This window comes from Citrobacter enshiensis (assembly GCF_029338175.1).
GTDB classification, from domain to species: Bacteria; Pseudomonadota; Gammaproteobacteria; order Enterobacterales; family Enterobacteriaceae; genus Citrobacter_D; species Citrobacter_D enshiensis.
Map to the genome: position 1 here is coordinate 4,019,600 of NZ_CP119862.1, position 15,809 is coordinate 4,035,408.

The 15,809-nt window shown below is 52.1% G+C and carries 15 protein-coding genes; 6 read left to right on the forward strand and 9 right to left on the reverse strand.

Annotated elements, in window-relative coordinates; all coding sequences use genetic code 11:
- Window positions 1-5 precede the first annotated feature (5 nt).
- From ftsL to leuO, 7 genes are all read right to left on the reverse strand, one after another.
- The gene (gene ftsL, locus P2W74_RS19125) at window positions 6-371 is read right to left on the reverse strand and encodes a cell division protein FtsL (protein ID WP_276292847.1); all 366 of its coding nucleotides are present in this window, start codon (window positions 369-371) and stop codon (window positions 6-8) included.
- Window positions 368-1,309, reverse strand: coding sequence for a 16S rRNA (cytosine(1402)-N(4))-methyltransferase RsmH (gene rsmH / locus P2W74_RS19130; RefSeq protein ID WP_276295228.1), 942 nt, complete (start codon window positions 1,307-1,309; stop codon window positions 368-370). Before rsmH ends, ftsL begins: the two co-directional genes overlap by 4 nt.
- A gap of 2 nt (window positions 1,310-1,311) precedes the next feature.
- Window positions 1,312-1,770 carry a division/cell wall cluster transcriptional repressor MraZ gene (mraZ, locus tag P2W74_RS19135; RefSeq protein WP_276295229.1) on the reverse strand — a complete coding sequence of 153 codons (459 nt, stop codon included), beginning with the start codon at window positions 1,768-1,770 and terminating at the stop codon, window positions 1,312-1,314.
- A 604-nt stretch (window positions 1,771-2,374) separates the two neighbouring features.
- The gene (gene cra, locus P2W74_RS19140) at window positions 2,375-3,379 is read right to left on the reverse strand and encodes a catabolite repressor/activator (RefSeq protein WP_203358935.1); all 1,005 of its coding nucleotides are present in this window, start codon (window positions 3,377-3,379) and stop codon (window positions 2,375-2,377) included.
- Between the two features lie 180 nt (window positions 3,380-3,559).
- Window positions 3,560-4,051 (reverse strand): acetolactate synthase small subunit, encoded by a 492-nt coding sequence (gene ilvN, locus P2W74_RS19145; RefSeq protein ID WP_162380992.1) that lies wholly within the window; start codon window positions 4,049-4,051, stop codon window positions 3,560-3,562.
- 2 nt (window positions 4,052-4,053) lie between these two features.
- Window positions 4,054-5,778, reverse strand: coding sequence for an acetolactate synthase 3 large subunit (gene ilvI / locus P2W74_RS19150; RefSeq protein WP_276292848.1), 1,725 nt, complete (start codon window positions 5,776-5,778; stop codon window positions 4,054-4,056).
- Window positions 5,779-6,094: 316 nt separating this feature from the next.
- A complete protein-coding gene (gene leuO / locus P2W74_RS19155) occupies window positions 6,095-7,036 on the reverse strand; it encodes a transcriptional regulator LeuO (protein ID WP_276292849.1) in 942 nt (313 codons plus the stop codon).
- A gap of 656 nt (window positions 7,037-7,692) precedes the next feature.
- Between leuO and leuL the strand changes: the two genes are divergently transcribed.
- The 5 genes from leuL to leuD all read left to right on the forward strand — a co-directional run bounded on the left by leuL (window position 7,693) and on the right by leuD (window position 12,551).
- Window positions 7,693-7,779 (forward strand): leu operon leader peptide, encoded by an 87-nt coding sequence (gene leuL, locus P2W74_RS23665; RefSeq protein WP_412767245.1) that lies wholly within the window; start codon window positions 7,693-7,695, stop codon window positions 7,777-7,779.
- A 90-nt stretch (window positions 7,780-7,869) separates the two neighbouring features.
- The gene (gene leuA, locus P2W74_RS19160) at window positions 7,870-9,441 is read left to right on the forward strand and encodes a 2-isopropylmalate synthase (protein ID WP_276292850.1); all 1,572 of its coding nucleotides are present in this window, start codon (window positions 7,870-7,872) and stop codon (window positions 9,439-9,441) included.
- The gene (gene leuB, locus P2W74_RS19165) at window positions 9,441-10,532 is read left to right on the forward strand and encodes a 3-isopropylmalate dehydrogenase (RefSeq protein ID WP_276292851.1); all 1,092 of its coding nucleotides are present in this window, start codon (window positions 9,441-9,443) and stop codon (window positions 10,530-10,532) included. The genes leuA and leuB overlap by 1 nt, the downstream gene beginning before the upstream one ends.
- Window positions 10,533-10,534: 2 nt before the next feature.
- On the forward strand, window positions 10,535-11,935 hold the full coding sequence (gene leuC / locus P2W74_RS19170) for a 3-isopropylmalate dehydratase large subunit (protein ID WP_276292852.1): 1,401 nt from the start codon (window positions 10,535-10,537) through the stop codon (window positions 11,933-11,935).
- 10 nt (window positions 11,936-11,945) lie between these two features.
- The gene (gene leuD, locus P2W74_RS19175; protein WP_276292853.1) at window positions 11,946-12,551 is read left to right on the forward strand and encodes a 3-isopropylmalate dehydratase small subunit; all 606 of its coding nucleotides are present in this window, start codon (window positions 11,946-11,948) and stop codon (window positions 12,549-12,551) included.
- A 46-nt stretch (window positions 12,552-12,597) separates the two neighbouring features.
- Here leuD and P2W74_RS19180 read toward each other — a convergent pair whose 3' ends face one another.
- Window positions 12,598-13,776 carry a sugar efflux transporter gene (locus P2W74_RS19180; RefSeq protein WP_276292854.1) on the reverse strand — a complete coding sequence of 393 codons (1,179 nt, stop codon included), beginning with the start codon at window positions 13,774-13,776 and terminating at the stop codon, window positions 12,598-12,600.
- Between the two features lie 127 nt (window positions 13,777-13,903).
- Window positions 13,904-14,026 (reverse strand): glucose uptake inhibitor SgrT, encoded by a 123-nt coding sequence (sgrT, locus tag P2W74_RS19185; protein WP_276292855.1) that lies wholly within the window; start codon window positions 14,024-14,026, stop codon window positions 13,904-13,906.
- A 93-nt stretch (window positions 14,027-14,119) separates the two neighbouring features.
- Between sgrT and sgrR the strand changes: the two genes are divergently transcribed.
- On the forward strand, window positions 14,120-15,775 hold the full coding sequence (gene sgrR, locus P2W74_RS19190) for an HTH-type transcriptional regulator SgrR (RefSeq protein ID WP_276292856.1): 1,656 nt from the start codon (window positions 14,120-14,122) through the stop codon (window positions 15,773-15,775).
- Window positions 15,776-15,809: the final 34 nt, after the last annotated feature.

The following is a 15,809-nucleotide window of genomic DNA, read 5'->3' on the forward strand; positions in this document are numbered from 1 at the left end:
TATCCTTATTTTTGCACTACGATATTTTCTTGTGAGGGATCAACATGCTGCATCTGCAGTTTTTCCGTTGCGATCCGTTCCACCCGGCTATGATCGCCGAGCGCATTCTCTTCAAGGATCAGGTTGCGCCATTCGATATCCAACGCATCCCGCTCCAGAACCAATTGCTCACGCTGCGCGGTCAATAGTCGCGTGTGATGCGCCGTGGTGACGACAGTCACCGCCGTCAAAATGATGCAAATGAACAGGCAGAGTGGCAGCTTCCCGAACCGCAAAAGATCATCACCGATCACGCCAGGCAAAGCATGGCGCTCGTTGCTTCCTATTGATTCTTTAACTTTGCTGAGGGCATCTGTCACTCTGCTGATCATGCGTTCGTCCTCTCTGCAATACGCAGAACTGAACTACGGGCACGTGGATTCTCTGCCACTTCTTCTTCGCCCGGCATCAACTTGCCTAACGCTCGCAACTCGCGGCCACCCAGCTTTTTGAGCTGATCTTCCGTCATCGGCAACCCTGCTGGTACTTGCGGACCGCGACTTTGCTCACGCATAAAGCGCTTCACAATACGGTCTTCCAGCGAGTGGAAACTGATGATGGAAAGTCGCCCTCCCGGGGCCAGCACGCTGAGCGAGCTTTTTAGCGCCTGCTCTATCTCCTCCAGTTCACTGTTCACCCAAATGCGCACCGCCTGGAAGGTACGGGTCGCGGGATGTTTATGTTTGTCCTTCACCGGCGTCGCCGCCGCAATCACCTCTGCAAGCTCTTTGGTACGCGTCATCGGTTCAATGCGGTTACGCTCAACAATGGCGCGGGCAATGCGTTTACCAAAACGCTCCTCGCCGAAGGTTTTGATCACCCAGGCGATGTCCGCTTCTTCAGCGGTTTGCAGCCATTCGGCAGCAGACTGACCGCGCGTCGGGTCCATTCGCATATCCAACGGACCGTCACGCATGAAGGAAAAGCCGCGCTCGGCATCATCGAGTTGCGGAGAAGAGACGCCAAGATCGAGAAGTATTCCGTCAATCTTGCCCGTCAGTTCACGCTCGGCGACATACTCAGCCAGCGCAGAGAAAGGTCCATGAATGATGGAGAAGCGAGGATCATTGATGGTTTCGGCAACGGCAATAGCCTGCGGATCGCGATCGATTGCCAGTAAACGTCCGTTGTCGCCAAGTTGCGACAGGATCAGACGTGAGTGACCACCGCGACCAAATGTCCCATCAATGTAAATGCCGTCAGGGCGAATGTTCAGACCGTTTACGGCCTCGTCCAGCAGCACCGTTGTATGTTTAAAATTTTCCATCATCATTATAGAGACAAGTCCTGCAGTCGCTCCGACAAGGTTTCGGTAACAGACTGCTCAGCGTCGATATCTTCCTTGACCCGTTGATACCAGGTCGTTTCATCCCACAGTTCAAATTTGTTGAACTGTCCAACCAGCATCACTTCTTTCGTCAGTGCGGCATGTTGCCGCAGAATCGGCGCGATCAATAGACGACCAGCACTGTCCATCTGACATTCGCTGGCATGTCCCAATAGTAAGCGCTGCACGCGGCGCTCAACCGGATTCATGCTCGACAGACGCGATAATTTTTGCTCGATAATTTCCCATTCAGGCAGGGGGTACAGCAGCAGGCACGGGTGATGAATGTCAATGGTACACACCATTTGACCGGTAGCGCTCTCGAGCAGTTGTTCCCGATAACGGGTGGGCACAGATAAGCGCCCTTTACTGTCGAGATTGACTAACGTTGCTCCCCGGAACATGCCAGCCTCACCCCCAATTACCACTTTATCCCACAAAATCCCACTTAAAGGAGTTTACGGAGCGGAGGAAAAGCTTGTCAAGCCAGTAGCAACGCTTACCAGAGCAAAAAACCCAATGTTTACGGCTAATATCAGCGTTGATTAAATTACGTCCAACGAACGAAGCAAATTAACGTCATGAATATTTGTAAGAAAAAAAAACAAAAACTCATCACCGTTTAAAACGACTCAATACCACCTGAAGAAAATATAAAGTGTCAGTTTGCGACGCGAGCGGCATTTTAGGACATATTGCAGCGGGATAACAGTACCTGTTTATCGGTCGCTATGCCCCTTACAGCCAAGGAGTGCGATGCATTACCGCATCAGAGAAGGAAAGTGTTTGTTAATTCGGCAAATCCCCACAAGCATGTAACAAAATAATACAAGAGTAACCTGCCGTTACCGCCCAATAACCTGAAAAAGGTTTGTGAGGGTGCAATCAGGATTATTTATAAGACATCTCAACGAGATTTTAAGGAATAATCTTAATTCTGATACGGTTATTGATTTCCGTTTTTTATTTCCCCCGCACCTAAGCATTTTCTGGCACGGGGGGATTAACTCAGCTACGGCTAAGGACGCCACGGCGATACAAATTACGTTTGATCCGTGTTAAACCCGGTTTTGGCTTACGGGGTTCATCCAGACTCGCCAGAACAATCTCAAGAACACGCTCGGCGACATCACGATGGCGTTGCGCCACTGCAAGCACCGGACATTGCAGAAAATCGAGCAGTTCATTATCGCCAAAAGTGGCGATAGCCAGTTCGGAAGGTAATTTTCCGTCACGACGCAATGTCACATCCATCACGCCCTGCAACAGCGCAAAAGAGGTAGTAAACAGTGCCTGCGGCATCGGGTGCGTTTCCAGCCATTTTTCAAACAACTGCGCTGCGGCGGCCCGCTCATAGCTGTTGGCATACAAGAAATGCACTTCACGCGGATCATCTTTCCACGCGGTACGGAATCCCTGTTCACGCAGGAAACTCACCGACAGTTCTGGCAGCGCGCCCAAATAGAGCACCGTTTCCCCAGGAAATTTGCGAAGCTCCCCAGCCAGCATTTCTGCATCGTCCTGGTCGGCGCCAACAACACTGGTAAAATGTTCGCGATCGAGGGCACGATCCAGCGCAACAATCGGGAACGCGTCATTTGCCCAGCGCTGATAGAAAGGATGCTCCGGCGGCAAAGAGGTCGACACAATAATCGCATCCACCTGGCGCTGCAAAAGGTGTTCAATACAGCGCATTTCGTTATCCGGCTGATCTTCAGAACAGGCGATCAGCAGTTGATAGCCCCGCTGGCGCGCCTGACGTTCCAGATAGTTTGCAATGCGGGTATAACTTGTATTCTCAAGGTCAGGAATGACCAGACCAATAGAGCGAGTGCGTCCCGCACGCAGCCCGGCAGCCACAGCATTGGGGTGATAATTATGCTCGCGCACCACCGCCATGACTTTTTCAACGGTCTTGTCGCTCACGCGATACTGCTTTGCTTTTCCGTTAATAACGTAGCTTGCAGTTGTTCGCGATACACCGGCTAGCCGAGCGATTTCATCCAGTTTCACAATTGCCCCTTGCGTAAAAAGTACAAACCATAACCACTGAGACGGCATGGGTAAAATTAATTAACATCTAATCGCAGAATAAGCACTGCGGCAACCGCTTTTGTCTCTGGTTATTGCGGATTTCGCAAAAAAAGGCCCAACCGGTAACGTTAGGCCTGTGAAATCGACGTAAGGTATTCCTTAGCGCATGATTTTATCGCCGCGCGAAAGACCGACTACACCTGAACGCGCAACTTCGACAATCTTCGCTACTTCGCGCAATGTTGCCAGGAAAGCATCCAATTTTTCACTGGTTCCCGCCAACTGGACGGTATAAATAGACGGGGTGACGTCGATGATCTGCCCACGGAAGATCTCGGTGTTGCGCTTGACCTCTTCGCGCCCGTAGCCGCTGGCCTGGATCTTCACCAGCATGATTTCACGTTCAACATGCGCCCCTTGCCCAAGCTCGCTCACCCGCAACACATCGACCAGCTTGTGCAATTGTTTTTCGATTTGTTCGAGGACTTTTTCATCGCCGACGGTCTGGATGGTCATACGCGATAATGTCGGATCGTCAGTCGGCGCGACGGTCAGGCTTTCTATATTGTAGCCACGCTGCGAAAAGAGGCCGATTACGCGCGACAACGCCCCTGACTCGTTCTCCAGCAGTACAGATAATATCCGGCGCATAATCAGGTCCTCTCCGTTTTGCTTAACCACATTTCATCCATCCCGCCCCCGCGAATCTGCATAGGGTAGACATGCTCACTGCCATCCACCGTCACGTCGACGAACACCAGGCGATTATTATGGACGTGCTCAAGGGCCTCGCTCAGTTTGCTTTCCAGCTCGCCCGGATGGTTAATCTGGATCCCAACATGACCATAGGCTTGCGCCAGACGCACAAAATCAGGCAATGACTGCATGTAAGATTGTGAATGCCGCCCCGAGTAGATCATGTCCTGCCACTGTTTGACCATCCCCAGATATCGGTTATTCAGGTTAAGCACCAGAACAGGCAATTCGTACTGCAGCGCAGTCGACAGCTCCTGAATGTTCATCTGGATACTGCCATCACCGGTCACACACACGACCGTTTCTTCGGGCAGCGCCATCTTCACCCCCAGCGCCGCAGGCAGACCAAACCCCATGGTGCCGAGCCCGCCGGAGTTAATCCAGCGGCGCGGTTTATCAAACGGATAGTAAAGCGCGGCAAACATCTGGTGTTGGCCTACGTCGGAGGTGACGTACGCCTCACCTTTGGTGAGACGCCAGATAGCCTCGATCACCGCTTGCGGTTTGATGCTTTCACTTTGCGTGTCATATTTCAGACACTGGCGGGCACGCCAGCGCTCAATCTGTTGCCACCAGTCGCGAATATCATCCAACGGCTGCGCTGCGGACTCCTGCGGCAGCAATTCCAGCATCTGCTCCAGCACCAGACGCGCGTCGCCCACAATAGGAACATCTGCCGTCACCGTTTTTGAGATAGACGTAGGGTCGATATCAATATGTAAAACGGTCGCATTCGGACAATATTTTGCCAGGTTATTGGTTGTACGATCGTCGAACCGCACACCCACCGCAAAAATCACATCAGCGTTATGCATGGTCATATTCGCTTCATACGTACCATGCATACCCAACATACCTAAGGACTGTTGATGTGTTGCCGGGAATGCGCCAAGTCCCATCAATGAAAAGACAACCGGGAGATTAAGCGTCTCAACCGTCTGACGTAGCTGCTCGTGGCAGGCTGAATTTATCGCCCCGCCGCCCACGTAGACCACCGGTTTTTTCGCTGCCACCAGGGTTTGCAATGCTCGCTTAATTTGCCCTTTATGCCCCGTCGTCGTCGGATTATACGAACGCATACTGACGGTGTCCGGCCAGACATAAGGCAGTTTTTTCGCCGGGCTGAGAATATCTTTTGGTAAATCCACCACCACAGGGCCGGGCCGCCCGCTCGCCGCCAGCCAAAATGCCTTTTTAAGCACCTGAGGAATATCTTCCGTCTGCTTGACCAGGAAACTGTGTTTTACCACCGGGCGGGAGATCCCCACCATGTCGCATTCCTGAAACGCATCGTAGCCAATTAACGAGGTCGCCACCTGTCCGGAAAGGATCACCAGCGGAATAGAATCCATGTAGGCCGTAGCGATACCCGTAATAGCATTTGTCGCTCCGGGACCTGAAGTCACCAGCACCACGCCAACCTCACCGGTCGCCCGCGCTAAACCATCCGCCATATGCACGGCAGCCTGTTCATGACGTACCAGGACGTGATCGATCCCCCCCACCGTATGCAGTGCATCATAAATATCGAGAACTGCGCCCCCGGGATATCCGAAAACCTGTTTCACGCCCTGATCGATGAGCGATCGCACGACCATCTCGGCTCCAGACAACATCTCCATGGCTTGCCTCACTGTATGATGAATAACATTTGCTAAACACATTAACCGCTCGCCCTGATGCAGGCAATTCGGGCAGATGCCCGTAAACAGAGTGAGATTAGAATAAATGAGATGAATGAAAGGATTTAATGGCGGATTACACCATGATACGCATTCGCGGTGACAATTAATCGCTTAAAAATGAGGAGTTACAGCAATTCCTCTATTTTTTAGGATGTTCAACATGAAGTCCGACGGTGAATTCAGTATAAAGTTTCACACTTATCAAAAAACGCAGAATAAACCAGATGTCATTCCCTGATTTATTCTGCCCGTTTTATCGCTTGCAGACAGAAACCAATAACTCTTCCATCCACTGATGTCCTTTATCGCGACCCGCTGCTTCATGCCAGGAAAGATAACACGTCCGGTTATTCAGTTTTAAAGGTAAAGGCAATATTTGTAATTCTAATGAGTCTGCGAATTCTTCTGCCAGCCAGCGGGGGGCAATAGAAACCAAATGCGTTTGCGAAACAACATTAAGCACGCTAATCATCGCCATACCTTGATAGGCGACGCAGGCTTGTTTATCTGCCGTCTCATACCAGGGTTGGCTAAAGGAAGCAAAACGATCGAGCGAAACAACAGCATGTTGTTCATTATAAACATCGCTTTCCAGCAATGGGCCACTGATATGCGGGTGTTTTTTGCTGGCAACTAATACCATTTCATCATTAAACAACGCAATGCTGGTGAACTCGGGACGACGAAATTCTTCATAACTAATAACAAATTCCGTTTCCTGGTAACGTAATTGATGTTCTGTGTTCTGATTTAATGATGATTTAAAAACAACATGTATATTCGGGGCAATTTGTTCTACACGATTATAAATAAGGGATGTCAGAATATTATCCAACGGGCTGCAGACACAAAGATTGAACACACGTTCGCTGCTGGTCGGTTCAAAGCCCGAACCCGGTAATTCATTCTGCACCAGCTGCAGCGCCTGCCGAACAGAACCGAATAACTGAAATGCACGCGCTGTCGGCTGAATACCGCGCCCGTACCGAACAAATAACTCGTCATTAAACATGACTTTCAAGCGTGCCACCGCGTTACTCACCGCAGGTTGTGACATCCCCAGAGAATGTGCCGCTCGCGTGATATTTTGTTCCTGCATTACCGCATCAAAAACGGTTAATAAATTGAGATCAACCATTCGAAGTTGCGGTTTCCCCATCTCTAAAAGATGCGGTTTAGTTTTTACTTCCGGCATATATAACTCCACTGTCACACTACACTTCCTTTTCCTTGGGGGAATGCAGAAATAAACTCAGAAAATATGATTTACCATGCATATAGAATAAGAAAAAGGAAAATATAAAAATTAGGAAAACATAAAGGCATCGTTTAGAAAACGGTGAAAGATATGGCAAACATAACGTGATGGATGTCACACCCCAATAATTCACAATACTCAAATTACGAAAGCAATATAACCATAAGCCTGACGAATATACAATCATGCGCTTGGTGAATGATTATTTAAGTTTTAATTAAATATTTATATTAGTAGAACCCTTACTCTTAACATTAATTTATCAATATGATGCTGGAGAGGATAAATACTCATTCACTGAATGATATAAAAACAATGTAAATCATAAAGATAAACAACGCCTTTACAAGACCTTCCAAACACCTTTCCTGACGGGTAAATGAAAAAAAATATGCTTAAGTATTTCAAATGATGAAAAATGTAAACGACCAATGACTATTTTGTCCTTTATTAGACTGAATACCAGCACAATTAGCTAAAGTAAAAGACAGAATTCCCCGCGTAACAGCGTCATTTTGCAGGCGACAGGGTTGACATCAGACAACGTATCCAGTACCACTAAAAGCATATCGCTTTCGCCTGGAGTTTGATTAATGAATCGTAACGTTCGCTTCCTCAGCCTACTACTACTAAACGCATCCTCGTTGCGCGGTAGACTGGTGAGCGACATTCAGCATTAAGTCAGCTTCCAGTAAGACAAAAAACCCGCGCCGTTGCGCGGGTTTTTTTATGCCTGATGCAAGGCGCTCTCAGAGACAAGGACCTAAACCATGAGCCAGCAAGTCATTATTTTCGATACGACCTTACGCGACGGTGAACAGGCGTTACAGGCAAGCCTGAGTGTGAAAGAAAAACTGCAGATTGCCCTGGCTCTTGAGCGTATGGGCGTTGACGTAATGGAAGTCGGTTTCCCTGTCTCTTCGCCTGGCGATTTTGAGTCCGTACAGACCATCGCGCGCCAGGTCAAAAATAGTCGTGTGTGTGCTCTGGCTCGCTGTGTAGAAAAAGATATCGACGTGGCGGCTGAGTCGCTGAAAGTTGCAGAAGCATTCCGTATCCATACGTTTATCGCCACATCGCCGATGCATATCGCCACCAAATTGCGCAGCACGCTGGACGAGGTCATTGAACGCGCAGTTTACATGGTCAAACGTGCGCGCAATTACACTGATGATGTGGAATTTTCATGCGAAGACGCAGGCCGCACCCCAATTGCCGACCTGGCTCGCGTGGTAGAAGCCGCCATCAACGCGGGTGCGAAAACCATTAACATCCCCGACACCGTGGGTTACACCATGCCCTTCGAATTTGCCGGCATCATTTCCGGGCTGTATGAGCGGGTTCCGAACATCGATAAAGCCATCATCTCTGTTCACACGCACGATGACTTAGGTTTGGGCGTGGGTAACGCGCTGGCGGCAGTGCATGCGGGGGCGCGTCAGGTAGAAGGCGCGATGAACGGTATCGGCGAACGTGCCGGTAACTGTTCGCTGGAAGAGGTGATCATGGCGATTAAAGTGCGTAAAGATATCCTGAACGTACAGACCCGCATTCATCACCAGGAAATCTGGCGTACCAGCCAGTTAGTCAGCCAAATCTGTAACATGCCGATTCCAGCGAACAAAGCGATTGTTGGCAGCGGCGCTTTTGCCCACTCCTCCGGCATCCATCAGGATGGCGTGCTGAAAAACCGTGAAAACTACGAAATCATGACCCCAGAATCGATCGGTCTGAATCAGGTTCAGTTGAACCTGACGTCACGCTCAGGCCGTGCGGCGGTAAAACACCGTATGGATGAGATGGGTTATAAAGAGAACGAATACAGCCTGGACAATCTGTATGACGCTTTCCTGAAACTGGCGGATAAAAAAGGCCAGGTATTCGACTACGACCTGGAAGCGCTGGCGTTCATTAATAAACAGCAGGAAGAACCAGAGCATTTCCGTCTGGATTATTTCAACGTGCAGTCCGGTTCGAACGATATCGCCACGGCGTCCGTCAAACTGGCCTGCGGTAACGAAGTGAAGGCAGAAGCGGCCAACGGCAACGGTCCCGTCGATGCGATCTACCAGGCCATCAACCGTATCACTGATTACAACGTCGAGCTGGTGAAATACAGCTTAACGGCAAAAGGCCACGGTAAAGATGCGCTGGGTCAGGTGGATATCGTCGCCAACTATAATGGTCGCCGTTTCCACGGTGTCGGCCTGACGACGGATATCGTCGAATCCTCCGCCAAAGCGATGGTGCATGTCCTGAACAACATCTGGCGTGCGGCAGAAGTCGAAAAAGAGTTGCAACGCAAAGCTCAGAACAACGAAAACAACAAGGAAACCGTGTGATGTCGAAGAATTACCATATTGCTGTTTTGCCGGGTGACGGTATTGGCCCGGAAGTCATGGCGCAAGCCCTGAAAGTACTGGATGCCGTTCGCAACCGCTTTGCCATGCGCATTACCACCAGCCATTACGACGTAGGCGGCGCCGCCATCGACAATCACGGTCAGCCGCTGCCGCAGGCCACTGTTGAAGGGTGTGAGCAAGCGGACGCCATTTTGTTTGGCTCGGTCGGTGGCCCAAAATGGGAAAAACTGCCGCCTGACCAGCAACCCGAGCGTGGCGCCTTACTGCCGCTGCGTAAGCATTTCAAATTGTTCAGCAACCTGCGTCCAGCCAAACTGTATCAAGGGCTGGAAGCATTCTGCCCGTTACGTGCGGATATTGCCGCCAACGGTTTCGATATTCTGTGCGTGCGCGAGTTAACCGGTGGGATCTATTTCGGTCAGCCAAAAGGCCGTGAAGGTCACGGTCAGTATGAAAAAGCCTTTGATACTGAGGTCTATCACCGCTTTGAAATCGAGCGAATTGCACACATTGCATTTGAGTCGGCACGTAAGCGCCGTCATAAAGTGACCTCGATTGATAAAGCGAACGTGCTGCAAACGTCCATTCTGTGGCGTGAGATCGTCAATGAAATCGCCAAAGAGTATCCGGACGTTGAACTGGCGCATATGTACATCGACAACGCCACCATGCAGTTGATCAAAGATCCGTCTCAGTTCGACGTATTGCTGTGCTCCAACCTGTTTGGCGACATCCTGTCTGACGAATGCGCCATGATCACCGGCTCCATGGGCATGCTGCCTTCCGCCAGCCTGAATGAACAAGGTTTCGGCCTGTATGAACCTGCGGGCGGCTCGGCGCCAGACATCGCCGGGAAAAATATTGCCAATCCGATTGCGCAGATTCTGTCTCTGGCGCTGTTGCTGCGCTACAGCCTGGAGGCAAACGACGCCGCAACCGCAATAGAAAGCGCCATTAATCGCGCGTTAGAAGAAGGTATCCGCACCGGTGATTTAGCCCGTGGCGCTGCCGCAGTCAGTACCGATGAGATGGGCGATATCATCGCCCGCTATGTCGCGGAAGGGGTGTAATCATGGCTAAAACATTGTATGAAAAATTGTTCGATGCACACGTGGTCTATGAAGCACCAAACGAAACCCCGCTGTTGTATATCGACCGTCATCTGGTGCATGAAGTGACCTCTCCGCAGGCATTTGATGGCCTGCGCGCGCATGGCCGTCCGGTTCGCCAGCCGGGTAAAACCTTCGCGACGATGGATCATAACGTCTCCACACAAACCAAAGACATCAACGCGTCGGGTGAGATGGCCCGCATTCAGATGCAGGAGTTGATTAAAAACTGCAACGCGTTCGGCGTCGAACTGTATGACTTGAATCACCCATATCAGGGTATCGTCCACGTGATGGGCCCTGAACAGGGCATCACCCTGCCGGGCATGACCATTGTCTGTGGCGATTCCCATACGGCCACCCACGGCGCATTTGGCGCGCTGGCGTTCGGTATCGGGACCTCTGAAGTTGAGCACGTCCTGGCGACGCAGACCCTGAAACAGGGCCGTGCCAAAACCATGAAAATCGAAGTTAATGGCACTGCGGCACCGGGGATTACGGCAAAAGATATCGTGCTGGCGATCATTGGGAAAACCGGCAGCGCCGGCGGTACCGGGCATGTGGTTGAATTTTGCGGTGACGCTATCCAGGCCCTGAGCATGGAAGGCCGTATGACGCTGTGCAACATGGCCATCGAAATGGGCGCGAAAGCCGGTCTGGTCGCGCCGGATGACACCACGTTCAACTATGTACAGGGTCGTCTGCACGCACCGAAGGGGAAAGATTTTACCGACGCCGTAGCATACTGGAAAACCCTGAAGACCGACGATGGCGCCAAATTTGATACCGTCGTTACCCTGCAGGCGGAAGAGATCGCGCCGCAGGTCACCTGGGGCACCAACCCGGGACAGGTCATCTCTGTGACGGAGAATGTTCCCGATCCCGCGTCATTTGCCGATCCGGTCGAACGCGCCTCCGCCGAAAAAGCGCTGGCCTATATGGGACTGAAACCCGGCATTCCGTTAACGGAAGTGGCTATTGATAAAGTGTTTATCGGCTCCTGCACCAACTCGCGTATTGAAGATTTACGTGCGGCGGCAGAAATCGCCAAAGGCCGCAAAGTGGCTCCGGGCGTACAGGCGCTGGTGGTGCCAGGCTCTGGCCCGGTGAAAGCCCAGGCGGAAGCGGAAGGCCTGGACAAGATCTTCATCGAGGCCGGTTTTGAGTGGCGTTTACCCGGTTGCTCCATGTGTCTGGCAATGAACAACGATCGCCTGAATCCGGGTGAACGTTGCGCCTCCACCAGCAACCGTAACTTTGAAGGTCGTCAGGGACGCGGTGGACGTACACACTTAGTCAGCCCGGCTATGGCCGCCGCCGCCGCCGTTACCGGTCATTTTGCCGACATTCGCAGCATCAAATAAGGAAACCACCATGGCAGAGAAATTTATCCAACATACAGGCCTGGTTGTCCCGCTGGATGCCGCCAACGTCGATACCGACGCGATTATTCCTAAGCAGTTTTTGCAGAAGGTCACCCGCACCGGCTTTGGCGCACACCTGTTTAACGACTGGCGCTTCCTGGATGAACATGGCCAGCAGCCCAATCCGGAGTTCGTACTGAACTTCCCGCAATATAAAGGGGCCTCCATTCTTCTGGCGCGGGAAAACTTTGGCTGCGGCTCTTCGCGCGAGCACGCACCATGGGCGCTGACGGATTACGGGTTCAAAGTGGTCATAGCCCCCAGCTTCGCAGATATTTTCTACGGCAACAGCTTCAACAATCAGCTGCTGCCGGTGAAGTTAAGCGATGCGGACGTGGATGCGCTGTTTGCCCTGGTGCAGGCGAATCCGGGCATCACATTCGACGTGGACCTGGAGGCTCAGGTGGTTAAAGCGGGAGATAAATCCTACCCCTTCACGCTCGACGCGTTTCGCCGCCACTGCATGATGAACGGTCTGGACAGCATCGGGCTGACGCTGCAACACGAAGACGCCATTACGACATACGAAGAGAAGCAACCGGCGTTTATACGCTAATACTGATGATGCCGGATGACGACGCAACGCGTCTCATCCGGCATTTTTATACATCTTTTACCCGTCCGGTCATCGCCAGCGTCACCACAGAAATTGCCGCAATCACCCAGTAGACGGCAAAATGCCCGTAACTTTGCGCTACCGCGCCCTGGATAACTCCGGCCAGGATCACTCCCGTTGAAATACTGTTGGTGAACAACGTTGTTGCCGACCCCGCCCGCCCCGGCATCAGATCCTGAAACCACAACATCCCGATGCCCGCGATAATGCCAATAAACACCGCATTAAACAGTTGCAACACCAGCAACGCCGCATGGCTGTGAAAAAAGATAAGTCCAAGATAGAAAAGGACGCCTGCCGCGACCGCCGTGATCATCATGCGCCGCTTTCCGAAGCGCTTCACATAATAGCCCGCGAGGATCATCGCCGGGATTTCCAGCCCTGCCGCCGTCCCCATCAGGATCCCCGCCAGTTTGTCCGGTAATCCTAGTTCACTGCTTATCCAGAGCGGCATATCAATGATGTACATGGTATTGCAGGTCCACATTAAGGTGGACGCAATAAACAGCATGCGCACATTTTTATCCTGCCAGCCGCCGGTCGGCGTTTCAGGCGCATCGGCGGGTTGTTCAACACGCGCCACCGAAGGCAGTATCAACGCAATCAGCACCAGGCTGATGGCAAAGATCCCAGCCGCGATAGCAAACATCGTGGTGAAGCCATAATTCAGCGCCAGCATAAACGCCAGCGGCGGGCCAATCACCCACGCCAGCGAGAGCTGGGCACGCATCACCGAGCTGAACATCACCACTTCCCGCGCTGAGCTGTCAGCGTATTCCCGCGCCAGCGCGAACAGCTGTGGCATGGCGCTATTCGCCAGCGATGCCAGCAGTACACCGCAGGTAATCAACGTGAGGTAATGACGATTAAACGCAAACAACAGCGCGTTACCGATGGCCATCAGACAGCAAAACATGATCAGTCGACGGCGGTCGCCCCGGTTATCCGAACGTTTTGCCAGCCCCAGACTCACCGCGATCCCGGCAATGGCGTTTACCGTATAAAACAGCCCGACCCAAAACGGCTGCGCCCCCACTTCGCGGCTCAAAAACAGGCTCAACGTCGGCGCCTGAAGCGCACCTGCCACGCCCATCATAAAAGCAACCAGCATGAACGCCGCGTAAACACCATTAAGACGCCGTCCCATCGTCATAATCCAGAGCATACAGTTCCTTATTCGCGCTGCCGAAACGAAAAAAGCCAGCAGGTATTATCTGCTGGCGGGTGATTTTAGGCCAGAGCCTACACCAATACTCAGTCACACATGATGTCTGCAATTTGGAACTCAGAGATCAGGCTGTCACCTCCCATTGCATCAGTTCTTCGAGCATCTTTAAGCGCTGCGGCGCGCTCAGGCAAGCCAACCAGGACCACCCTTCTGTCGCGGTAAAGTAGTGCAGAAAAAACGGACGCATAGACGACCTCTCCATATTGCTTCATCGAAATCCATTATTGACCTAATATGGGGATTATAAAATTGCTGAGTTTTGCGCAGGAGTTCCTCTTTTATGTCTTCAGGTCGTCTGCAACAACAGTTCATCCGTCTCTGGCAATGCTGTGACGGAAAAACGCAAGACACCACGCTGAATGAGCTGGCGGAACTGCTAAGTTGCTCCCGCCGCCATATGCGCACGCTGCTGAACACGATGCAGGCGCGCGGCTGGCTGACCTGGGAAGGCGAAGTCGGTCGCGGTAAACGCTCACGCCTGAGCTTTCTCTATACCGGACTTGCGCTACAACAACAGCGGGCGGAGGACCTGCTGGAGCAGGATCGCATAGACCAGCTGGTGCAATTAGTCGGTGACAAAACAGCCGTACGGCAAATGCTGGTCTCGCATCTGGGCCGCAGCTTCCGCCAGGGCCGACATATCCTGCGCGTGCTTTACTATCGACCGATGCACAACCTGCTGCCGGGTAGCGCATTACGCCGTTCTGAAACCCACATCGTCCGGCAAATCTTCAGCGCGTTAACCCGCGTAAATGAGGAAAATGGGGAACTGGAAGCCGATATTGCCCATCACTGGCAGCAAATTTCCCCTTTGCAATGGCGATTCTTTCTGCGACCGGGGATTCACTTTCACCACGGGCGAGAGCTGGAAATGGAAGATGTGGTGGCGTCTCTCACGCGCATCAACACCCTGCCGCTCTACTCGCATATTACGCAGATTGTCTCTCCGACAGCCTGGACGCTGGATGTGCATCTCTCGCAACCCGATCGCTGGCTTCCGTGGTTGTTAGGCCAGGTTCCGGCGATGATCCTGCCGCGAGAATGGGAAACCCTGAACAATTTTTCCAGCCATCCGATAGGCACAGGTCCGTATGCCGTCATACGCAATACGCGTAATCAACTGAAGATCCACGCCTTTGATGATTACTTTGGCTATCGGGCGCTCATTGATGAAGTGAACGTTTGGGTATTGCCGGACATTAGCGAAGAACCGGCATGCGGCTTGATGCTCGAAGGCACTGTAGAAAGTGAAAAGGCCATTGAAAGTCGTCTTGAAGAAGGCTGTTACTATTTACTCTTTGATGCGCGAACCCATCGCGGCGCCAATCAGCACGTCAGAGAGTGGGCAAGCCACGTGCTTTCTCCCACCCATTTGCTTTACCACGCCGATGAGCAGTACCAGCGCCTGTGGTTCCCCGCCTATGGATTACTGCCCCGCTGGCACCATGCCCGGCCGGGGCGCGGTGAAAAACCTGCCGGGTTGGAAACCCTGACGCTGACGTACTATCGCGAACACATTGAACATCGGGTTATCGCCCAGATCATGAGCGCCCTGCTGGCAGAGCATCAGGTTCACCTGAACATCCAGGAGATCGACTACGATCAGTGGCACGCAGGCGAGATCGAAAGCGACATCTGGCTCAACAGCGCCAACTTTACGTTGCCGCTCGATTTCTCACTGTTCGCTCACTTATGCGAAGTGCCTCTGCTGCAAAACTGTATCCCGCGAGACTGGAAAGAAGATGCCGCGCAGTGGCACGCAGGCGAGATGAATCTGGCCGCGTGGTGCCAACAGTTGCTCGCCAGCAAAGCGATTGTGCCGCTTATTCACCACTGGCTGATCATTCAGGGACAGCGCAGTATGCGCGGCTTGCGGATGAACACGCTCGGCTGGTTCGATTTTAAATCGGCGTGGTTTGCCCCACCGGATCCTTAATCCTTTTGATTTCTTCACGTAATCATTACAATGT